17 protein-coding genes are annotated in these 21,330 nt (G+C 67.1%); 3 read left to right on the top strand and 14 right to left on the bottom strand.

Annotated features, from left to right (window positions below):
- Positions 1–3 precede the first annotated feature (3 nt).
- The 14 genes from ACLM5J_RS19715 to ACLM5J_RS19650 form a co-directional block, all read right to left on the bottom strand.
- A complete protein-coding gene (locus ACLM5J_RS19715; RefSeq protein WP_413658381.1) occupies positions 4–1,824 on the bottom strand; it encodes a peptidoglycan DD-metalloendopeptidase family protein in 1,821 nt (606 codons plus the stop codon).
- Complete coding sequence (locus ACLM5J_RS19710) at positions 1,821–2,300, bottom strand: hypothetical protein (RefSeq protein ID WP_413658380.1); 480 nt, start codon at positions 2,298–2,300, stop codon at positions 1,821–1,823. The genes ACLM5J_RS19715 and ACLM5J_RS19710 overlap by 4 nt, the downstream gene beginning before the upstream one ends.
- Positions 2,297–3,784 (bottom strand): ATP/GTP-binding protein, encoded by a 1,488-nt coding sequence (locus ACLM5J_RS19705; RefSeq protein ID WP_413658379.1) that lies wholly within the window; start codon positions 3,782–3,784, stop codon positions 2,297–2,299. The genes ACLM5J_RS19710 and ACLM5J_RS19705 overlap by 4 nt, the downstream gene beginning before the upstream one ends.
- Positions 3,781–5,283: an SCO6880 family protein gene (locus ACLM5J_RS19700; protein ID WP_413658378.1), complete on the bottom strand. Its 1,503-nt coding sequence runs from the start codon at positions 5,281–5,283 to the stop codon at positions 3,781–3,783. The genes ACLM5J_RS19705 and ACLM5J_RS19700 overlap by 4 nt, the downstream gene beginning before the upstream one ends.
- Positions 5,280–6,746 carry a hypothetical protein gene (locus tag ACLM5J_RS19695; protein WP_413658376.1) on the bottom strand — a complete coding sequence of 489 codons (1,467 nt, stop codon included), beginning with the start codon at positions 6,744–6,746 and terminating at the stop codon, positions 5,280–5,282. Before ACLM5J_RS19695 ends, ACLM5J_RS19700 begins: the two co-directional genes overlap by 4 nt.
- A gap of 38 nt (positions 6,747–6,784) precedes the next feature.
- Entirely contained in the window at positions 6,785–7,510 is a 726-nt protein-coding gene (locus ACLM5J_RS19690) for a hypothetical protein (RefSeq protein WP_413658375.1), read from the bottom strand.
- Positions 7,511–7,519: 9 nt separating this feature from the next.
- The gene (locus tag ACLM5J_RS19685) at positions 7,520–7,849 is read right to left on the bottom strand and encodes a TrbC/VirB2 family protein (protein WP_413658374.1); all 330 of its coding nucleotides are present in this window, start codon (positions 7,847–7,849) and stop codon (positions 7,520–7,522) included.
- 11 nt (positions 7,850–7,860) lie between these two features.
- Positions 7,861–8,454, bottom strand: a complete 594-nt coding sequence (locus tag ACLM5J_RS19680; protein WP_413658407.1) for a DUF6668 family protein — start codon at positions 8,452–8,454, stop codon at positions 7,861–7,863.
- Between the two features lie 14 nt (positions 8,455–8,468).
- Complete coding sequence (locus ACLM5J_RS19675) at positions 8,469–9,980, bottom strand: hypothetical protein (protein WP_413658373.1); 1,512 nt, start codon at positions 9,978–9,980, stop codon at positions 8,469–8,471.
- 8 nt (positions 9,981–9,988) lie between these two features.
- Positions 9,989–11,029, bottom strand: coding sequence for a hypothetical protein (locus ACLM5J_RS19670; protein ID WP_413658372.1), 1,041 nt, complete (start codon positions 11,027–11,029; stop codon positions 9,989–9,991).
- Between the two features lie 417 nt (positions 11,030–11,446).
- A complete protein-coding gene (locus ACLM5J_RS19665) occupies positions 11,447–13,093 on the bottom strand; it encodes a M15 family metallopeptidase (protein WP_413658371.1) in 1,647 nt (548 codons plus the stop codon).
- Entirely contained in the window at positions 13,093–13,737 is a 645-nt protein-coding gene (locus ACLM5J_RS19660; RefSeq protein WP_413658370.1) for a class F sortase, read from the bottom strand. Before ACLM5J_RS19660 ends, ACLM5J_RS19665 begins: the two co-directional genes overlap by 1 nt.
- 11 nt (positions 13,738–13,748) lie before the next feature.
- Positions 13,749–16,127: a hypothetical protein gene (locus ACLM5J_RS19655; RefSeq protein ID WP_413658369.1), complete on the bottom strand. Its 2,379-nt coding sequence runs from the start codon at positions 16,125–16,127 to the stop codon at positions 13,749–13,751.
- 213 nt (positions 16,128–16,340) lie between these two features.
- Positions 16,341–17,261 carry a CAP domain-containing protein gene (locus ACLM5J_RS19650; protein ID WP_413658368.1) on the bottom strand — a complete coding sequence of 307 codons (921 nt, stop codon included), beginning with the start codon at positions 17,259–17,261 and terminating at the stop codon, positions 16,341–16,343.
- A gap of 451 nt (positions 17,262–17,712) precedes the next feature.
- Here ACLM5J_RS19650 and ACLM5J_RS19645 point away from each other — a divergent pair, with 451 nt between their 5' ends.
- From ACLM5J_RS19645 to ACLM5J_RS19635, 3 genes are all read left to right on the top strand, one after another.
- The gene (locus tag ACLM5J_RS19645; RefSeq protein WP_413658367.1) at positions 17,713–18,033 is read left to right on the top strand and encodes a hypothetical protein; all 321 of its coding nucleotides are present in this window, start codon (positions 17,713–17,715) and stop codon (positions 18,031–18,033) included.
- A gap of 119 nt (positions 18,034–18,152) precedes the next feature.
- Complete coding sequence (locus tag ACLM5J_RS19640; protein WP_413658366.1) at positions 18,153–18,413, top strand: hypothetical protein; 261 nt, start codon at positions 18,153–18,155, stop codon at positions 18,411–18,413.
- Between the two features lie 542 nt (positions 18,414–18,955).
- Positions 18,956–21,001: a hypothetical protein gene (locus ACLM5J_RS19635; RefSeq protein ID WP_413658364.1), complete on the top strand. Its 2,046-nt coding sequence runs from the start codon at positions 18,956–18,958 to the stop codon at positions 20,999–21,001.
- Positions 21,002–21,330 lie beyond the last annotated feature (329 nt).

The following is a 21,330-nucleotide window of genomic DNA, read 5'->3' as shown; positions in this document are numbered from 1 at the left end:
CTCCTAGAGAAATGCGAGTGCGGTGAGGTAGGGGTGGTCGCTGGTTCGCGGCCGCGAACGGGTGGAGTCGTCGCGCACGTAGCCCGACCACCGCACCTTGGACCCGAAGATCCAGTTCACGGTGTGCCGCGCCGGCACGTTGCACTTGCCGCCGACGTTGGAGCCTCCAGAGGCGGAACTAAGAAGCCCTCCGGCAGTCATGGTGCAGAACGCCTGCTGGTACTCGTTGAAGTCGCCGGCAATGATGAACGGGATGCCGAGCTTCTGGTTGAAGCTCGCGATGATCGCGCGCTCGCGGCGCATCGCCTCGATACGCCAACGCTCGGCCGGGCCCTTCGCGTTCGCCGGGTTGTGGATGCTCGACATGACGAAGGTGCGGCCCGTGGCGCGGTGCCGCAGCACCACCAGCGGCATCTTGCGGGTCTGGCCACCGAAGTACGGGATCGTGTAGCGGGTGCCGCTCACGAGATCGAACATGTCCTTGCGCCACACGATCGCGTTGTCCAGGTCGAAGAACATCCCCCACTGCCGACCAACCAAGCGACGGAACTCCTGCTGCTGAGGTCCCTGGAACTCCTGCAGGGCGACGACCTGAGCGTTCTGGCGCTGCATCACCTTGACCATGCGCTGCGTTCGCTCGGGCGACGTCGGCCAGCTGCAGCACCGATATCCACCCCGCGCGGTGTGGGAGTGGCCCAGCGCGTTGAAGGTGCCAACGACGAAGGCGCCCTGCACGGGCCCGATCGTCTGAGTCTGGCCAGCCAGGGTGATCGTCTTGCCGACGTTCTGAGCAAGCCACGTGGACGGATTGATGTTGTCCTCATAGATCGAGCCACCCTTCGGGTGGACCTCGAAGTGCAGATGGCAGCCGGTGGAGTTGCCTTCGGTGCCGACGTCGCCGATCCGCTCACCCGCCGACACCGTCTGCCCGTCGCGCACGTTGACCGCCTGCATGTGCGCATACCAGGTGGTGAGCTTGCCGGCGCCGGTCGAGACCTTCACCAGCCACGGGCCTGCCCACGCCTGCGAGCGGTCGATGATGATCTTGCCGCCGGTCGAGGCGAAGACAGGGGTGCCGCAGGGCACCGAGAAGTCGGTGCCGGTGTGCTTGCTAGACCAGCTGCCACCGGAGTTGCCCCAGTTCTTCCGGTCCGAGCCCTTCATGCTCGGCGGGATCGGGTACACCACCGATCCACCAGCGATCAAGGCTGCCTGGTCGCACTGCGTCGAGGCGCCGTTCGCGAGCGCGATCGCCAGAGCAGGGTCGGACGACAGGGCCTCGAGGATCGCGACCGCGCGGTCCCAGTACTTCTCGTAGTGATACGGGTCGGCGTTTCGCTGAACCGTATGCGCGGCCAGCGTCGGCGACATGCCCTGCCAGCCCTTCACCCGCAGCAGAGCACGGTAGAAGCTCAGCGACGAGCGACGTGGGTCCATCCGGTCCTCATACGTTCCCCACGCGCCGTTGTCGCGCTGCTGGAACAGGCCGCGGGAGTCGGGGCCGGCCGAGTCGCCGTAGTTGAGGATCCGCAGCGTGCTCTCTCCGTAGGCAGTCATCACCGCGATCGCCTGCCCCTTGGCTGGCACCTTCAGCTCGACGCCGGCAGCGATGATCGCCGCGGCGTTGCGGGTCTGCTCCGCGGTCAACCCCTTGACCGTCTTCACCGACCCGGTCTGAAGCGTCGCTGAACCCATGCCCGCGTCGACCACACAGTCCGAGGTCCCCAGTTGGTCCTCTCCGCTGATCAGCGCGCCGAGCATGATGAAGCCGGCGAGGATGAGTGCAAGCACTCCCCCGACAGCCGTGGTCAGCTTGTTGGTCACGGGCGGCTACCTGGGAAGTAGATCCGGCCGACCAGCCATGCGGCCGACTCTGTTACCCGGCTCATCTGCAGCCCGAAGCGGCCCTCGCTGGTGGGAATCCACACGAACGCCGAGGTGGCAACGGTCCCCGGCTCAACCTTCGCGGCGCCCGTGACGTCGAGGTCCGGCACCAGCGCGGGGTCGGTCGCGGCGTACGCCTGCTTGCCCTGTGCGTTCATCAACGGCTCGATGCCCGCCCACCACTCGGCGTACCTCAGGTCGGGGCGCGCCCACGACCGCAGGAACCGCACCCCCTGGGCGCCGGCGTCCTGCTCGGCCGCTGGCGCGGCCGTGGTGTCGTGCACGTGGAGATCGTCGCTGTGCTCAAGGCCGCTGCTGCTCGTCGACGAGCCAGGACCGGCCGTGTCGTCCTCACCGTCGCTGCTGCAGCCGGCCACCAGCACCAGGAGCAGCGCCGCGCACAAGGCTCGCCTCATCGTGCGCTGTCCTGCTGCACCCACCGGGCGTTGGTGTCGTGGAGTTCCAACTCGGCCGTGGTCAACACGACCTGGTTCTGGATCCCAGCGCGGCCGCCGACCTTGATCAGCACCTTCCCCGCCCCCGGCGGGGTCGCGGGTCGGGTCTTGCCGGTCTCGTGGTCGACCACCGTTCGGGCCTGCCAGCCCGGCGGGGTCGCCCACCCCGAGACCGTGGAGATCTCCTTCTCGCTCAGCCGCTTGATCTTCGAGAGCTCGCGCAGATCTGGCTCGGCGAGACCAGCCGTGACGACGATCCCGGATCGCTCAGCGAAGCCGCGAGCCTTCACGTTGTCGGCCGCGGACTCCATCGACTCGTAGTCCTTGAGGCTGTGTGTGATGAAGATGTTGCCGGAGCCGTCGTTGCGGTTCAGGCGGGTGATCGCGTCGAGCTTGTCGACCAGGCGTGCACCCGACAGACGCATGGGCCGCCACATTTCATCCATCACCGTGTTGACGTAGCGCTGCTCCTGCAGGTCCGCGTCAGCGAGTGCGTTGGATGCCTCGATCGTGGCGAAGACCTCACTCCAAGTGGCAACCATGATCGCCGCCAACACGTCGTCGGTCTGCTTCGCGACCACCGAGATATCGACCGACACAGCAGGCAGCGACAAGTCGACACGCTCAGTCGTCTGGCCACCGAAGGTGTCACCCAGCGGACCGTCCAACACCGCCTGCAGCGACCGGTTCAGCGGCTTTGTCTGCGCCGCGTAGTCGGCCATGTCGTCGGCCAGGATCGTGGTCAGAAGATCCGACGTCGGGTTCAGCAGGAGCTTCACCAGCTCGGGAAGCGCCGGAGGCTCACCGCCGCTAGGGCTGCGCCGGTAGTCGTCGATCAGAACGCGGATCGCACGGCGAACCAAGGCGTGCTCCCAGTCGGTCGCCGGCGAGCGGCGCACGATCTGAATGAGCGTCACGACCAGGTCCGTGGCACGGTCGACCGCCCACGAGACCAAGGCATCGCCGCGTTCGCCACCGATGCGGTTCGCAGCCGCCAGCATCTGCCCCTGGTCAAGCACGTTGAGCTGCTGGCCGCCACCGAAGCTGATGACCTGGCCACCGAGCGCCTTGACGATCCCGGTGTACTCGCCCTTCAAGTCGCCGGCGATCACCGAAACGATGCCGCGATCAGCCAAGCCGATGATCTGGCGGCAGGTCCAGGAGCTCTTGCCGAGCCCCTGGAGCCCATACACCGACATGGACGGCGACGAGATGAGGCCGGCCTGGAACCAGGAGAAGTGGTCGCAGCACACCGTGGCGCCGGTCTCGATGTCGACGCCTACCGGCACGCCGACGTTCGGGCGTGCGGAGCCGGCCGCGAACGGCCACATTCCGCAGACTTGCACCGTCGTGCCCCGATAGGTGGGGGGAACCGGCAAGATCCGCCACAGCCCGCCACCGCGGCCGCGGTACCCGCGCGGCGCGATGGGGTTCAGCGCGGTCACAGCAGATCCCGGATCTTGTCGGGAACCACGGTGTGGATCCAGGGCACAAAGCCCACCGGGAGCGTGGCCACGAAGCCAGCGGCCTGTGACCCATAGCTGCGGCGCAACCGCATGAGCACCGACGAAGCACCCGCTTCAATCGTCGACACCGCCTGGTCGAGATCGCCGTCGCGGTGGTGCACCGTGGCCGTGATCAGCAGTGAGAACCGGACCATGCCGGCACCAAGCGCGACCTCGTCGCGGGACCGCTCGGTAGCCTTCACCCGCAGCCGCGACCTGGCGCTGATCCGCTTCTTGCCCTGGTCGGCGTTGAACACCGCCGTGTCCACGTCGTTCTCGCTCACCTGGGCAGCCTCGGCCGGCGTGTGAGGCCGGTAGATGATCGCCACACGCTTCCTGGCGAAGTCCGAATGCGGGGCGAGCAGCGCCGTCAACGACCGCTCATTGAGTGACTGGCGCGGCGCCTCGGCCATCTCCCACGTCACGCTCCTACCGGAGTCGTGGAGGAGGTGATCCCAGGCCTCTTGATAGGACACCGGTCCGGCGTCCTTCCAGTCGACAGCCGTCGGGCCCGAGCCGGCGAGCGCGGCACGCTCCAAGAAGACCTGCGCCTCCGGGTCGTAGGCGGCACGCACGATTCCGGGAAGTTCGTTGGCAGTCACCATCGTGACTGCGCCACCGCCTGCGGCCTCGAGGCGGCCGCGGACGCCTGGCACCCTGCGTGCGAGCTCGGACAGGATCACGTCTCGGCGGCCCTTGCGGTCGAGTGTCCGGCCGCGGAACGTCAGCTCGAGATAGGTCACGTTCTCGCTCGAAGTTGCCGGCGCGGCCGCGACCACCTGGTCAATGATCCCGCGGGCAACCGCGGGAGCCCCGGCAACGCGGCCGGCGCCGACCATTGCGGCCAATCGGCCGCCCGGGTCAGGTGCCGTCTCGGTGATCGCCTTCGCGCAGATGATCGCGTGGTCATGACCCAGAGCAGAAAGGACATTCGCATAGGACGCGACCCAGAGGTCGACCTGTGTCTGGTCCTGCATCCACGGTCCGTCGGCGATGCACTTGGCGACGACGGTGTACAGCCCACCGACACGGGGGTTGTGGAGCACCGCGAACTGCTCGCCATGCACACCGAACGCATCGGCCTTCTCCAGCAGTTCGACGCCGCCGAGCATCCCCGGCAGACGGCTCTCTCGTTCCTGATTGCGACTGAACACGCCACTCCTCCACTGATGCTCTCCCCTGGCCCGCTGGACCAGGAACCCAACTCGCTGTCCCAGACGCCGCACCGGCGTCGTCGTTGCCGAGAAGACGGCCACCACCAGAAAGGCGGCCACCAGCCCGGCGAGCGGGCCAGCGGCCACGAGCAGCACGCCGGCCACGCCCATGCCGGCCACAAGCACAGTGGACCCGGCGGCGCTCGCACCCTTGATTCCCGACGACTCCTGCCGGATCCAGTTCCCGAACAGGACCCGCGGCGCCATCTGCTGCGTCTCGCTCATCCGTCAGCCCTACCCGCCCCTGAGGGACCGCCGTCTCCGGTGGAGTCCTCAGCGGCACTCTGCACGGTGTTGAAGGCCCCCTGCCCGGTCTGAACGCCCCGGGCAACCGCCGCGGAACCCGATCCACCTCCAGCGCCAGAAGGCGTCGCCGACGAACCGCCGGAGGACACTGCACCTGCGGGCGAGGAATCCGCTCCCCCACCGACGATCTGCGCCCCACCAGAGACAGACCCTCCGCCCTGACCAGGCGAAGCGCCGGGTGCCAGACCGGCGGAGCCGTCGGCACCGGAGGGTCCGCCGCTCACACCAGCGCTCTGAGAGAGATCCGATCCACCGTCAGCTACCTGCGGTGCGCCACCAGGCGTTGACCCACCAATCGCACCAGCAGATCCAGAACCAGAGGATGAGCCGCTGCTCAATCCGGCGGTATTCGCTCCACTCGGCCCACGACCGCCAGCGCCTCCCGATGCGGCACCGCCAGCGAAGCCACCGCCCCCGGCGCCACCCAGGAAGCCACCCGCGCCGCCAGCGCCAGCGGCCGCCGAGGCACCCCCCGTGAGGGCCATCGCCCCCAGGGCAACACCGGCGCCCACTGTGGCGCCGGCCAAGGCTCCAGCGTTCGCGCCACCGATCTGAGCGGTTACCGGAGCAATCAATCGCTGCAATGCCGGCAACGCCAGAACGGACAGGATCATCAACACGATCCCGGACAGCTGCTCCCAGAGATCTTCGCCTGAGGCCATAGTGAAGCTCAGCGCATAGATCAGCGCTGCAGTCGGCTTGTAGAGAATGAATGCGATCAGCCAGGAGACCTGCTTGTTGAACGCCTCGCGTCCCATCCGGGTGCCCGAGGCGGCGGCCGCGAGGTTGATCGTGCCCGCAAGGAGCACGATCACGGCGTTCCGCACGATCATGAACCCCAACTGGATCAGCTGCGCTATGACGACAAACAGCGCCAAGATCATGACGACCCCTGGTGCCATGCCAGCAGCAGTCAGGAACTTCACGTCGAGGTCGAGCTCAGCGCGATCCAGAATCCAGACCGAGAAGGCTTCGCTCAGCTCGACGCCCGTCGTGATCAAGAACCCCGCGAGCACCGTGGTCAGGAGCATCCGCACCATCGCTTCAGCGAGATTGACCGCTTCGCTCGCACGTGCGTAGATCATCAGTCTGATGCCGCCGTAGATCAGCGTCGCGACCATAGCCGCAGCGACCAGATACGACAGGTGGGCCGTCACCCACGCCGCAGGCGAGTCCGACCCCGTGACATCGGGCGCCGGCGCCTTCAGCCACAGAGTCATGATCTTCTCGATAGTCCAGTTAGCTGCCTCGACCATCGCGTCCACGAACCCGCCGAAAAGACTCCCGGCTACGTTCTCACCGACGGAGCCGGCGGCGCCAGTCACCGCGTCAGCAACCCCGGTCACCCCGTCGACCACGTAGCCAGCCGCGTCCTCAACCACGTCTGGGATGCAGTCTCTGGGATCAGTAAGGCAGCTCATCAGTAGTTCCCATCCCAGAAAAGAAAGGCGGACGAGTCCTCGACCAGTCGCACCGCGTCCTCCATACGTCCGGCCGGTGCATCGGTCCGCCAGTCGCCCGCCTCCCATACCTGGGCGAACGTGAAGCCGATTCGCTGAGAGCTCGTGACGTCCTCAACTAGCACTTCCACGACCACGCGGTCAGGCGTGGAGTCAACGACCCGGAACCCCAGAATCGTCAACGGGCGGGCCTCGTCCTCGCCCTCGTCCTGGCCGTTCCAGACTTCCGACTTCTTGCGCTCTTCAGATCGGGTCTTCTCCGACACGCGCGACCAAAGCTGCTCGCCCATCGCGGCGTCGACGTTCTGGCCTGTATCGAGGATGTACCAGGTGGCCGAGAGAGCTGCGCCGGTCGGGTTCTTGGCGAAGCAGGAGTGAACCCGATCCTTCTCGGCGGCAGGCCCGAACGCCTCCGAGCGTGGACCACGATCGCCATTCGAGAGAGTCACCCATGCGACTGTCGGCGCAGCCGACGGGGGACGCTGATCGCCTGACGGCAGATCGCACGCTGAGGGGGCAACCGACGGGGATCCCGTCACTGCTGCGGTGTCCCTATCGTCCTTCGTGTCGTCGCTCATGTTCATCACTACGACCACGACCAGTGCCACGACGGCGACGACCAGGAGCGCTAGCAGGGCCAGGACACCGCGGACCCAGCCGGGTGTTTCTTCGTCTAGGAATGCCATCGCGTCCGCCTAGGCCATGAAGAAGCTGACGATGCTCGCGGCACCGCCGACGAGGACCATGCCGCCGGCCCAGTAGCCGAGAGCGTCAATGCCGTCGCGGCCCCCGCGGCCGTTATCCCTACCACTCATCATCTTGATTCCGATGATGAGAAGACCAGCGATCGCGAAGGCCAGGCCACCCCACTTCAAAAGGCCAATGATCTTGTCTGCCATGTCCTTCACCCCGTCCGGTGCGTTCGGCTTGGGGTTGGGCACCTCATCGGCGAATGCGGCCGGGGCCACAAGCAGATTCGAACCGACCAGGACCACCAGGGCCACGAAACGCTTAACCATGTTCATTTCTGTCTCCTTCAACCGATCTGCTTGAGAACTTTGGTGGCCACCTTCGTGGCCGACTTCTGTGACGTGTACGGCGCATCGCGCCAGTCCGAGATCCAGTCCAGATGCACAACCGCGCCGACTGCTCCCCCGAGCTCGCGCAGTCGAGAGCGCACGTGACGGGTCGCCTTGCCGGGGCAGTCAGCGACCACGACCAAGGCCACGATCCGCAGATCCGGCACAGCCCCGGAAGCTGCTTCTGCCAGCAGCTCGGCGGCCGCCTCAACGCCTGCGGCGTTGCCACGGCACACGATCGCGACCTCCCGCGGCCACCCCAGGTGCGGGTCCGGCCAACAGCGTGTGAGATCCAGCCCGATCCCGGACCCACGAGCAAGCGACGTAGCACCTGCGCCACCGTGCGCAGCCACCCACACCAGCGGCGCGGTCGAAGCCGGGATCGTCTTCACCCGAGGCAGCCCTGAGACAGCTCCTCGAGGTGCATGCACCGGAGCAACCACGGACGCGGTATCCACCGGAGCCGGTGCGATCACCGGCTCCGACGGAGCACCGATACCCGCAACAGCCCACGGCGACTGCGGCTCCTCGGCCGGATCTCCGCGACGCATCGCCGCCGCCGCCATCAGTCGACCACCTGGTACGGGACACCGCAGCCACTGACATCACCCAGGACCAGATCACCGTTCGACAACGTCGTCTGCCACACGTACCAGCCGCTGCGTTGCACCGCGGCGTTGGACATGTTGTACGTGCCGTTGCTCGACACGTTGCGCAACTGGTTCTTGCCCGCGACCCGCTTGCTCTCCACGCAGCGCGCCCCGTCCTTGGACGCGAACGGACCGTAGAGGCGCGAGACCACGTTGTGGGGCTCGCTCCGGTCGAACCCGGACACCTTCACGTCGACGTCGAAGCCAGCGCCCTTGCGGACCTGGACCGACTTTCCGGAAGGCCGGGACTGGCTCACCCAGGCCTGCTTTTGCACTCGAACCGCCGTACCGCACGCGGTCGCGGCCGTCGACGTCTCGTTGCTCCCTGCTTCGACGGCCCACCGGTAGTAGCCCGACGTGGTCGCCTTCACCGCTGGCAGCGGACGCGTGCCGTTACTGGTTTCGCTCACTGCCGAGGTGTGGACGGGTGTACCCGTCCCGCAGCTGGTCGACGCCGTGCTGAAAGGGCCGTAGGCGTTCCTGGTGATCGTCCTGGTCCCGGAGCCGCCAGCGACCGTGTACTGCCCACTCAGCAGACTGCCTACCTTGAGCGTGGAGGCTGTGTTGCTCACCGACACGGTCTGGGAACCCACAACGGCCACGCGCGAGGTCGCCGACACAGTGGCTACGCGATCGGCGATCGCGACCCGCGACGCCTTCCGATTCTTCGCGGGACGCACGATGAGGCGCCACTCTGGAAGGCCTGCGACCGTCGAGGTTACCGAGGCCGGCGTCGACGACGCCACGGTGAAGTATGCGACCGCCGACCCCGAGGCGTCGGTGTAGGTGACGACCGGATCGGCACCCGGGTAGGTGAATCGCACCCGCTTGCCGCTCAGGGCCTTGCCCGAGGCACTTCGCACCTTCAGCTGTGCCTTCGTTGCTGAGCCCACGGCCGCGGTGGTCGTGGTCAGCTCCTTGCGGTACGGGCCCGCGAACTGCGCCGAGTCCTTGAGCATCGTCTGCGCGTAGGAGCGGACGTACTTGCGGTTGCGGCCTGTCTGGTTGATCCGCTGCGATCCGCGGCTCTTGCCGATCTTCCAGCTGCCGCCCTTGAGCAGGTGGTACACCGCGGCGTCGACGCCGGCGGCCTGGATGGCGTCGCGGCGGCCTCCGTAGTTCGACACGATGTAGGCAGCGCGCGCGGTCGCGCGGGCTGAGGCACCGCGCTTTCCGTCCAGGTTCGGAACGCGGCGTGCCGGCTTGTAGCCGGTCGAGACGTTCCGCTTCACTGGGTCGATCCGGTAGACGCGAGCTGAGCCGAGCTTGCGGCCACCCATCCATCCAGCGTCTGCCGACGCACCGGCCTTGATGCGGTAGCCCGCCCACGGCGGGGTCGCGGCGTCAGCGGGCGCCGAGGCCACACTCAGGGCACCCGCCACGACGGCCGTCGTGGCGATCACTGCCAACCTAGAGCGAACAGTCATCCCTCTACCTACCTTTCGATCGGTCCCCGCGGCGGCGGGGTCTTCGTGTCGCGGCCCTTCGGGCCCTTGGGCTGCGTGGGGGTGGTGTTCTTGGGCGGCGTCGACGTCGCCGGAGGCGGACTGGGCGTCGACGTCGCCGGAGGCGGGCTGCTCGTCGGCGCCGAGGACCGTGGAGGTGTCTTGGGCGCCTTCACCACCGTCTTGCCGGTCACCGGCTCCGACACCAAGGCGGCGGTGCCGGTCGACGCGACTCGCACGCTCCAGCGCGCCGCGCCGGGCTTCAACCCGGTGATGCGCACAACGCTCTGCTGTTTCCGCGTGACCACCGACCTCCGTACCGGCTTGCGGCCGGTCTGCTCGACCTTCACGGTGATTCGCCCCGGCACGGTCGAGGTCCTCACCTTCACGACCAGTGCAAGACGCCCGCCAACCGCCGACGCAGCGGCGGTCGGGAGCGCTGGCTGGCTCGTTGGCGTGTCGCTGGGCGCCACAGGAGTGAGTGCTTGGCTCGGTGCGGGCGAGGTGGTGGCGTCGACCTGTGACGCCTCGGCTGGATCTTCGGCACCGCGTGACACCGCGACAGCCCCGGCGCCGATGACGGCGACCAGGGCGACCGCTCCCACGACCGCCGCCACCAGCGGCAGCCGGGGACGCGACGACGCGACGACGCTCGAGCTCGCAGGCATCGGCGCTGCATTCGGCGGATCGCTGGGCGCGATCAGCGGCAGCACAACCGCATCAACGGCTTGCTCCTCGGTCGCAGTTGACGGGTACTCCTCCAGGACCACGAAGTCGCTGGCGGTGCCGTCCGGGTGCACGACCAGCGCGGTCCGGCTGGTGGCGTCGATCGCTTCAGCTCGCACCGGTCCAGGCGGGGAGAGACGAGCAGCGACCCGCTGCGCGGCCGCGTGGATCCCGAGCTGGTACAGGTCGGTTGACCCGTCGTGAGGGATCTCGTCGCCGTTGACGAATACCTGGCCGTCTTTGATCCGGATGAACGCAAGCGTTTCCGGTCGCACTGGCACGGTGCCGTTGCCATCGGTGCTCATAGAGCACCACCTCCCCTGTGAATTTCCTGTCCCGAGAAAAGGCCGCTACCCGTCCCTAAGGCCTCGGCCGAACAACTGTGGTGAGTGCGATTGGTGACGGAGCTGCGGTGTTGGCGGATCACCTGTGCAGCCCCGTCACCAATCTGTTGTGCGGAACGATTCCGCACGAAACGCGCCTCCGCTGGCGTTTTCGACAGGGGGATGCCGAGACCGTCCAACGGCGACACGTGGCTAGCTCGTCGCGAGGCCCCTCCAGCGAGGGCGCTCGTCGACGAAAGAAAGAAGGAGTGCGGCAAGGCCCGCAGGCCACCGGTCTGGGGGAAGACGCGGCCACGGGCCTCGCCGCACTCGGACCGCTGCAGGCGCTCGTCGAATCCCCCCGGGGCCACGAGGTCCTGCAACGCGATCGGGATCATTTCAGCCGCCCATCCCACGCGGTACGACCCGCAGCCGGACCACCTGGTCCGACTGCTGTGCGGTCACCTGCCACAGTGGCGATGAACAGGCCTCCAGCTCCTGAACGAGCGCGCCCGCGGCGGCCAAGGTGATCGTCTTCACGACGAAGGCGTGTGCCCAGCCCTTCGGCTGGTGGTGGTAGGTGCCCTGTAACGCCGTCACGACGCCGGCGGCGGCGACGTCGCTACCTCTACACATGAACCGCAGGCCGTCGACGAGCTCGCTGGTCTCACGTGCCCGCACGTGGGTGCCGTTGCCGAGGAACCCTTCTTCGTGGCCACCCTCAACAGCGGTAGCCCTGAATCCACCAGGCAGACGGCGAGGCAGATCCGAAGCGTCGAACCCCGCAACAGAGCGTGCCGCGACGTCGACGCGAGGCGTGATCCGTCCGCGCGGGTCGAAGTGCTGCCAGTCCGGGTTGCGCCAGATCCCTCCCCAGGTGAAGCCCTGACGGCCGAACTCTCGGCGGATCGCCGAGCTGTTCTTGATCATTCCGGGGTGCTGCAAGTTGCGGTTGATCCACTTGTTGCGCGACGGCCACCAAGTGCCGGAGGTGTCCCTGTAGGGGTTCTGCACCGTGTTGATGTCGACCGCGGTTCCGTAGGCATGCGGAGACAGCGCCGTGGGGTCGCCCGTGATCGAGCGGCAGTTGAAAGCGCTCGTGTTGTTCGCGCGCATCGCCTTCGGGTCAGAACCCCGGTATGCCTCAACCGGGACCATGCGGCGGATCCGGAAGCCCGCGTTGAATCCGGCACGGAACGCGGCCCTGATCGGCTTCACCGCGGCCTTCGCCACGATCATCCGCCCAGCGCGGTACGTGCCGGCGTAGGTGCGGTAGGTCATCGTCAGCTGCGTCAGCTTCGCTGGGCCGACCGGGCAACCAGCGCGGTAGGAGTACTTCACCATCGCCGCGTTGACCGGTGCCAGCGAAGAGGCGAAGACCGCCGACACGGTCGTACGGCGGCTCTCGCTGCGCTCCAGCGCGCCGCCGGTGCCGGTCTCGGCCCTGGCGCGCACCGGGCCGGTGCGCGTGGTGACCGGCAGGATCTTCTTGAATGCGCCGCCGGCGTCCGTCGAAACAGTCGCCGTCGACGAGGTACCAGCAGAGGTCCAGGTGAGCCGCACCGCGACGCCCGCCTCCACCGGCGTGACCTGGCCAGCGAGCGTGATCCGGTCAGCAACAACCCGGCTTGTCGCCGGGAGCTGGGCGAGCTGCACCCGGCGGTCCCCGACCTCAAACGTCACCGGTGCCGAGTCGCCCGCCGTCGTGCGCGCCTGGAGCTCGACGAGACCGGGCGTCGCCCAGGTCAGTGTCGTTGCGAAGTCGCCCGTGCTGTCCACCGGGACAGCCGAGCCGACCGGGGTCCACTCAGGTGACCCCGGCTGCGCGGAGCCTGCTCGGCGCCACCACAGCTGCACGGTCGACGACGTGCCGGGAGCGATGCTCCCCGAGACCAGCACCGGCCGGTCCTCCCAGGCAGTGGACGCGTCAACATCCAGGATCACTGGGGCCGTCCCCGAGGGGGCCGCCGAAGCGACCCCCTCAAGGCTCAGGGTGGTGGCGGCCATGAGGAACACGGCCGCCACCGACATGAGTGCACGGATCACTACCGTTTGCCCTTCTTCACGAGCTTCGCGGTGATGGTGATGTTGTGCGTGTAGTGGAAGAACCCGCCCTCAGAAGTGACCTTCTTGGCGCAGGACACCAAGTTGATCGTCCGCGGTCCAGCGAGACGCCAGATCCGCTCCGGCAGCTGCCCCGTGCGCGGGGTGAGGGTCTTCTTCGTGACCTTGAAGACCTTCTTCTTCCCGCCCTGGCGCCACACGATCCGATCGCCCTTCTTCACCTTCGTCAGCTCATACAGAGCCCCAGGCGAATCCGAGGTGTCGGAAACATGGCCCGCGATGATCGACGAACCTTCCTTCGATCCGAAGGAAGCCGATCCCTTCCACCAGCCGACCGACGAAACGTCGGCCGGAACGGCGACGTCGCCACCCTTGGTGGTACCGACGTGATGCAGCGGCACGTTGCGCTTGCCGATCGAGGCCAAGGTCAGCGACCCCTTGGCGCGGCGCGGTGCGACCGTGCGACCCATCACCGGCGCCGAGGGAGCCTCAGCGGTGAGGATCTGCGGACGCTGCGCGCCCTCATCCCCCGCCGTGCCTGAGGCGTGGCCAGCCGAAAGAGAGCTGCCCATCGCCAACGCGACCGTCAGGGCCGGCGCGACGGCCAACGCTGCGACACGACGCATGCCTGCGCCGCTCACGGCTTACCCCAGCCCTTCGGGCCAGTCGGGATGCCCGGGCGGCCCGGCTTGCGCACGAGCGAGGTCTGCGAGGCCTTACCCGGCTTGTGCCAGTGGCTGTACGTACTCGCCGTCTCCTGGATCCGCTCCGCGTAGGTGTAGCAGCCCTTCTTCTTCAGCACCTTGCTCGAGCGCGTCTTGTACCGGCCGTTCTTCGTAGCGGTGAAGCTGCCCTTGTCGAACACCTTCGCCTTCGACCACCGGGCGTTCGTGCACTTGCCGTTGACCGGCTTCGCCGGGCCGTAGAGCGTCCACTCGACCCGCACCCGGTCACCCGAGTTGAGGCCAGAGACCCACACGGTGTCGTGCAGGCGAGTCCCGGTACGGGTGATCTGCGACGACACCAGCGTGCGAACCGACGGACGCGACTTATCCACCAACGTGGTCTGCGACGGCTTACCCGGCTCGTGCACGACCTCCTCGATCGCGTCGGTCTCCTGCAGAACCTCGGCATAGGTGTAGCAGCCGCGGACCGCCACCGGTGCCGAGGAGCGCGTGACGTAGGAGCCGTCACCGGTCACGGTGATCGTGTCCTGGTCGTGCACGCGAGCCGTCGACCAGTCGAGTGCATCGCACTTGCCGTTGACTGGCTCCAACGGACCGTAGAGCGTCCACACCATCTCGGCCGACTCGCCAGCGAGCATGCCGCTGACCTTGATCGTGTCGACCAGCTCGGCGCCGACGGCGACGTTCTGCGACGAAACCTGCGTCTCGACACTGGGCTTGTTGCGGTCAGCAAGGGTCGTCTGGGTGACGTGGCCAACCGGGTGCGAGAACGGCGCGACCTCAGCAGTCGCCAGCAACTCTTCACCGTAAGAGAAGCAACCAGCAGCCGGCAGACGCACACCCGGAGTCGGGTACGAACCATCCTCGGTGACCGTGATCTGGCCGGACTCCAACACCGCAGCGTCGGCCCAGTCGACCGTGTCGCAAGCGCCGTCAACCGGCGCCACCGGGCCGTACAAGGTCCACTCAATGGTGATCGGGACCGTCACCGTCTCACCGGCCAGGCCGGTGACGATGATCGTGTCCGAGACCGTGTCACCGGCACGCGAAGCCTGCTCGGAGATCTCGGTGGCCACCTCAGCCTCAATCAGCGGGTGCGAAACCAAAGTGGTCTCCTGGACGATGCCGCAGGCATGCGATGCCTGAGGGCTCTCTGCTGTGGCAGCGAGGGTCACGACCCACGTGTAGTAGCCCTCATCGGTCACCGACACGGTGGGCGTGTTGTAGGTACCGCTCGCGTTCACCGAGAAGGTCACCGTTCCTGCCAGCTGTGCAGGCAGGCAGTCGGTCGCGGTCGGCTGTGCCGGGTACGGCCCGTACAAACGGGCTGTGGCGACCGCGGTCCGACCCGCGGGGAAGTCTGTGACCCGAACAACGTCATGGAACGGCACGCCCGGCTCAACCAGCTTGTCAGAGGTGGCCGTTACGACCCTCGTGTTCACCAATCCGATATCACCCGACAGTTCAAGCTTGGCCTTGTCGTTGGTCTTCTCGGCGATCCAACCGCGCTGGATGCTGTTGTCCTTCGGGTCGAACAGGGTGCCGTTGCCAGACGGTCCCTCGATCTCGCCCTTGACCGACAGCGCACCGGCAGACACTGCCTTGACCGTGAACTCGGTCCCGGTGCCGGTGATGGAGGTGACCTTCGAGGGACCCGTGACGCGAGAGTTGTAGGTCATGTCGATCTTCACGCCAGGAACACGGCGGCCCGACGGACTCCACACGTTCGCCTTCAGCGTGCGCGTCTGCCCGACCTTCATGTCGCTCGTCGAGCCCTTCAGCTCGAGGGTCCACGGGCCGCGGAAGTCGGAGGCTTCCGACCACATCGCCCGTGCCTTGGAAAGCACGTTCGCGGGAAGACCACCAGCGAGGTTCGAGACCTCCTGGCCGACCTTGAGGTTGCCAGGCATCTGCCCCTGGGTGTCGCTCATGACCTGGCGAATGATGAGTGCGATCGCGGCCGACTCAAGATCAGTCGATCCGGCCGCCCACTTGTTGATCACGTAGTTGAGAGCGGCAACCTCCGCCTTGCCGATCACCTTGCCGAACTGGTTCTTGAGTCCCGCGGTCGTGATCTTCGGAGCAGTCGCCGGCAGACGCGAGTCCTTGTTCTTGTCGATGCAGAAGAACACGCGGCCGTTGGGGTTGGTGAAGTTGCCCAGCCAGGTGATCCGGCCGTCAGGGAACTTGTAGCACTGGCCGTTCCGGAGGTTGGGGTCGGAGGGCTTGCACAGCGAGTCCGCGACAACCGCGGCTTGTGCCGGGGCCGCCGTCAGCGCCGTGGTCACCACAGCGAACATGCCGGTGATCAAGGCCAGAACGACTGCCATGAGGGCAGGTCTGAACGATTTCATGTGGGTGGTTCCTAACTGTCCGCCTGGATGCGGACCTGGGAAGGAAGGCGCAACGGCACGTTGTGGGGACCACTACTCGAACCTGGGTGCAGGATCACCACGCCGGACGGGACGAACGTCCCAGCGCCTCATCTGGCTCAGACAGAGACCAGGTGCAATCAACAGCCGCGCGTCAGAGCGACGCGAAGCTCACAGGTTCGAGCAGTCAGCGGTGGTGGCGCGGAACGCCACCGCCCAGTACTCGCCGGACTCAGACCAGGCGAGGCCGATACCGGCCCAGATGTTCCACTCGTTGAGGAGAGTGGCGCGGTGGCCGGCAGAGTTCATCCACCAGGCGACGGTCCACTCTGCGATCTCAGCGGGCGAGCCATGCGAGCCCCAGTGAAGGTTCTCGCTGGTGGTCGGCGGGTACCCATCCAATGGGGGGTTGCAGCCCAACGTCTCGGTGTCGGCGTCCATTCCGGTTACCGGGTCGGTGTCGTGGGCATAGGGCCCGTCCTTGACGAACTCCACCCACTCATCAGCCAGCGGCTCCAGCTGCGGCAGATGAATCAGCGCCGGCAAAGAGTTCTCGGCACGGACTCGGTTGATCTCGGCCATGATCGCGGCCCGAATCGCCGGCATCTGCGCTTCGCGCCCCAGCAGCGCCGACACCTTCGCGCTAGCGGCTGCATTCACTCGCGCGGCGATCTTCGGACGGTTGGCCTTCAACCCCCGCGCACGAACAGCGACCTTGACCTTCTTCGTCGCGGCCTTGATCGCCGGACGCGGTGCCCGCGCACGGGCCGACCTGGTCAGCTCGACACGGGTGCCGTGGGCCAGCGTGAACCGGACCGTCACCGGCTCGGGAGAAGAAACGCCCCCCGCGCAGCGGTCAACGATCCCAGTCGCGACGTACTTCTGCGTCGTACCCACACGAGCACGCATCTGAACCCGAGCCAACGGACGCGCCTTGCGCGCCACCTTGACCCGCGTACGAAACGCCCGGACCGTCGTCGACGACCCGGACATAGAGACGCTGTTGACCAACGACGTCGGGGTGCACTCCCCCGCCGGCGGCACATCAGCGACCGCGGGTGAGGACGGCACCACTGCGGCGAGAGTCCCCACGCCAACGAGAGTTGCCGCCGCGCACAACGCGGAGAGCTTTGAGGTGACAGCAGGACGCCGCGTCTGCGCGCTAGTCCTACTGCTCATGGTCTGAAACACTACTAACGAGCCCCCTTAGTGGGTGTTCACCCACGCCGCTCGAGTTCCGCCAAGAACATTTGTCGAGCGGCGTGGTCTATTTCAGACACGGTTCCGGAGGAGCCGAGTCGTGGTTGTGCACTACACCTGACCCCGTTGTAACGGATGCGAGTCCCGCGTGTGACGCGAATCCTGCACAAGGGCCACCTTTTCGATCACACCCCGATCCCCTTCCCGCTGTCTGGCGGTCCTGGTTCCCTCGGGCTGCAAGATCAGAGTAGCATCTGTGTATGCTTTAACGATACACAATTGGAAAGGCTGGCTCGATGCGTCCCTTCTGCGCCCGTCCGCGGCAGTACGGCACAATGACCCCGTGCCCCGCGTCGTCGTCTTCGACCCCCCACTGCCGATGAGCGTGTCTGTCGCCAGCTCGGTCTTCGGCTCCGAGATCACGGTCGCGCTTATCGCTCAGTTTCGCGAGCCTGGCACCCGCAAGACAGCCCAAGAAGCCTTGGGGCTGCGGCACGCCGTCGCCGCGAACCATGTCCGCAACCTCGTGTCGGCCGGGGTACTTGTCGTCGTCAGCGAGCAGAGCGGCCCCCACGCTGCCGTGTACGTCACCGACGCCAAGCGCGTAGACGAACTGCTAGGCGCACTCCGCTCCTACAGCCTCAGCGGCACGTCGGACGGCTGAACGCCACTTCCGGCGCAGGGCGTACAGCGAATTTGCGAACTCGCGGCGTGTCGGCAGTTCGAGCTGCCGCAATCCGGGGTACTAATGCATAACTATTCAACGTGATCGAGAGGGTTGAAATGGCACTCACTCCAGGGATGCGCCGCCGGCCGGAGGGCAGTCTGCACGAGACGGTGCTCTTTCAGACCCGCGTTGCATCCGAGACCAAGAGCTCGATCAACGACATCGCCGGCGCTTGCGGGATCAGCACGGCATGGTTTCTCGACCTCCTGGCCGAGCACCTGACGACGGATCTTGACGAGCACGGCCGACCGCGTTGGTTCAAGGAACCCGCCATCCTCACCGATCACCCGGAGCTGCCGCTGCCGCAGAGCGCCTAGAAATCGACTCAGGGCCACCGCCGCCAAACGGTGACCCTGTCAAGTCGGTCGGACGAGTTACGAGCTCGTCACGATCGGTTCCGCCCTAGAGCGGTTCAAACCCCAGCACCAGTGCGAATGGATATGAGGAGGTTTTGTGCTGCCCACGATAGCAAATCGTGGCCGAAACGCCAGTAAGCGCGCGAGTGTCGCCACACTCGCCCAGCTGGCACGGTCCGCACACTCCTCCTCCCGACGCGGTGAACACGACCCGCTCGGGTGGAGCCCATGACGACGGCCACCACCACACAAACAATGCGATACGCGGCGCGGCCATGCGCGCTTGCACCGGCTGCGTTCCTCGATCCCACCAGGGCGCCGGAGGCGGCCGCGGTCTGCGACCTGTGTCCCTCTGCCCTTGAATGCCTGCGCGAAGCGTTCCGGTTGCACCGCGCCTGGCTCGCCGGCAACGATCCCCTAGCCCCGGTCACTGGCTGCTGGGGAGGCGTCTGGTTCTCCCCCGGTGAACCGCCCACCCACATCCCGCTTCCGGCGGCCGCCTCATGAGCGCCCTTACCCGCCAGCTCGACCAGCTGCTCTTCACCACCGACGGCTGGTTCGCGATCGACGCCACGAACCGCCGCGTCCCCAGACTGGTCGTCCCCACCCTTGAGACAGGCCTCGACCTCGTCGACGCCGGCGACGTCGCCTCCATCGTCGGCCGGGTCCAACCCGGAATCACCGTCATCGACGTCGACGCCGAAGGCTGGCGTGGCCACCAAGCCACCCACGCACTCACTACCTGGTGCCGCGACCAGGACCTCTGGCACCTGGCACGGGCCTCCGGCGGCGCTGAGGGCCGCCACCACGTCTTCATCACGATCCACGCCAAGCAGGCCGCACTGCGCGACTTCGTCGACGAACTCACCACCCGGCTCAACCTCCCGGCCGGCGCCCTCGACCTGCGGACCTCGGGGCACATCAGGCCACTGTCCGCGCCGCACCGCACCGGCGCCACCACTCGCCCATCAGGCGACCTCACCACGGCGCTGAGGCAGCTACGGGCCCGCAGAGGGCCGGACACTCGGAGCACCCCCGTTGCTCCGCGATCTCGCGCCGAAGCCCTGCTGCCACGACCGCGCCGTCACCGTCAGCTCCCCGCTGAGTGGACGCAGTACTTCGAGACGGGCACCCTGCCCGCCATCGGCGGCACCGACCACTCCCGCTCCACCTATGAGGCGATCGCCACCAAGCAGCTGCTGTGGGCAGGCCACACCGTCGACACGGCCTGGGCCACGATCTGCGACGCCCACCCCTCCGCAATGCAGCGCGCTCGCTCCTCGCGTACGAGGTGGATCCGGTGGGTCTGGAACCCAGCCGTGGAGAACGACAACGCCCACACCCCCGATCAGAACCTCTCTCCCACCACCGCGGCCGCCGTCGCTAGCGCCCGCCACCGGCTGCTGCAGCTCGCCTGGAGCCTTCCCGAGCGGCGGCGTCCCGCCCTGCTTCTGGTCGGACACCACGTGCTCGACCGCATGGAACGCGCCGACAGCCGGCGCGTACCGGTCCCTGAACGCGACCTAGTACTCGACACCGGTCTCACGGACCGCAAGACCATCCGCGCGATCCTGCGGCTCCTACACGGCGCCGTCGGAGCACTCGACACCAGCACCTGGGACCACCAACGCCGTGACAGCACCTCATTCGAATTCGAGGTCCCTGCCTCGACAGGACTGTTGGAAATCCCCCCACCTAGTAGTCACACCCCCACCCCGCCGGGCTCCTGGCACCGCCTAGGCCCCCTGGCCCACGCGCTCTGGCGCGCCCTAAGTCCTGAGCACCCGGCCTCCGTCGACGACCTGGCCCACGCTGCAGCCCTGCTCCCCTCCCCCGACTCGGAAGTGAGCCCCCAACGTCTCCGCACCCTCACCCACGCCTTGACTGAACTCGCCAGAGCGGGCCTCGCACACTGCACCACAGCTGGCGCCTGGGTACGCCGGATCGCACCAGCGGCCGAGCACACCCACCGAGCTCAGCAGCGTCACGCTGAAGTCACCCACGCGATCACTCTGGAGCGTGCCGCGTACCGAGCGACACGGTGCAGCCCTTGGCGCCGCGAGCAGATCCGCGTCCTACAGGCACAGCACCGGCGCCACCTGAGTTGGTGGAACTCGCTCAGTGCTCCAGAACGCCTCGAACGGCAGAACGCCTGGACGGCGCGCTTCGCCAACCTCCCAGTCGATGCGCAAGAACACCTCAAGAGCGAGTTGGTCGATCGGCGAAGCCGGGCATCAATCGACGAGCGAACTCGACACCGCGATTGGGCCACCAGCCTCTCCCCGGCTGACTACCTCGAACGATCAATCACCCGCCAACGTCAGTTCGCGACCCTCCCAAGCCATCTCCAGTCGCTACGCGTCGCCTCGTGGGCACGTCACCGTGCCCGTCACCAGCTCCCGACCGCCGATACCTACTTCCGAACCGGCGCCGAGCACGACGAGTTGCTTCCCCGCGGCCGCGACGACCGCGATCGCGGCTATCTCGAGCACGAACAGGCCGGCGGCCGCGACCTGTTCCAGCAACCTGCCCGCGGAGCCAGCTCCTAACTGGCGGCCCCACGTGTGCTCCGGCAGGCCCGTATCGGCCCACTCCCCCACCCCTGGGGACCGTCGTCGACCAACAGCACCTCGACGACGCCCCACAAGCGGGGAGGACTAGGCCGTGGCCGGCCCACATCCTGGGGACGATCCGAGCTTCGGTAGCTCGGCCTCGCCCCCAGGTGTGGACGGACCCTGGGCTGCGCCCAGCTGAGAAGCCGAAAGACTGGGTGGTGCTGCGCACCCCCCACAGGAGACCGCCTCCGGCGGCCACCCCACACCTAGAGACGTTTTTTCTCTCCCGGTCGAACAATCATGACCCGCGGCCACCTCCACGC

It is taken from the genome of Nocardioides sp. Bht2, assembly GCF_047308515.1.
GTDB lineage: Bacteria > Actinomycetota > Actinomycetes > Propionibacteriales > Nocardioidaceae > Nocardioides.
This window is presented reverse-complemented; position numbering and strand designations above follow the sequence as displayed.

Bases quoted from the DNA above. Each gene is read 5' to 3' on its own strand.
- ACLM5J_RS19710 (WP_413658380.1), bottom strand. From the start codon at position 2,300: ATGAGGCGAGCCTTGTGCGCGGCGCTGCTCCTGGTGCTGGTGGCCGGC.
- ACLM5J_RS19700 (WP_413658378.1), bottom strand. From the start codon at position 5,283: ATGAGCGAGACGCAGCAGATGGCGCCGCGGGTCCTGTTCGGGAACTGG.
- ACLM5J_RS19690 (WP_413658375.1), bottom strand. From the start codon at position 7,510: ATGGCATTCCTAGACGAAGAAACACCCGGCTGGGTCCGCGGTGTCCTG.
- ACLM5J_RS19685 (WP_413658374.1), bottom strand. From the start codon at position 7,849: ATGAACATGGTTAAGCGTTTCGTGGCCCTGGTGGTCCTGGTCGGTTCG.
- ACLM5J_RS19680 (WP_413658407.1), bottom strand. From the start codon at position 8,454: ATGCGTCGCGGAGATCCGGCCGAGGAGCCGCAGTCGCCGTGGGCTGTT.
- ACLM5J_RS19675 (WP_413658373.1), bottom strand. From the start codon at position 9,980: ATGACTGTTCGCTCTAGGTTGGCAGTGATCGCCACGACGGCCGTCGTG.
- ACLM5J_RS19670 (WP_413658372.1), bottom strand. From the start codon at position 11,029: ATGAGCACCGATGGCAACGGCACCGTGCCAGTGCGACCGGAAACGCTT.
- ACLM5J_RS19660 (WP_413658370.1), bottom strand. From the start codon at position 13,737: ATGCGTCGTGTCGCAGCGTTGGCCGTCGCGCCGGCCCTGACGGTCGCG.
- ACLM5J_RS19655 (WP_413658369.1), bottom strand. From the start codon at position 16,127: ATGGCAGTCGTTCTGGCCTTGATCACCGGCATGTTCGCTGTGGTGACC.
- ACLM5J_RS19640 (WP_413658366.1), top strand. From the start codon at position 18,153: ATGGCACTCACTCCAGGGATGCGCCGCCGGCCGGAGGGCAGTCTGCAC.
- ACLM5J_RS19635 (WP_413658364.1), top strand. From the start codon at position 18,956: ATGAGCGCCCTTACCCGCCAGCTCGACCAGCTGCTCTTCACCACCGAC.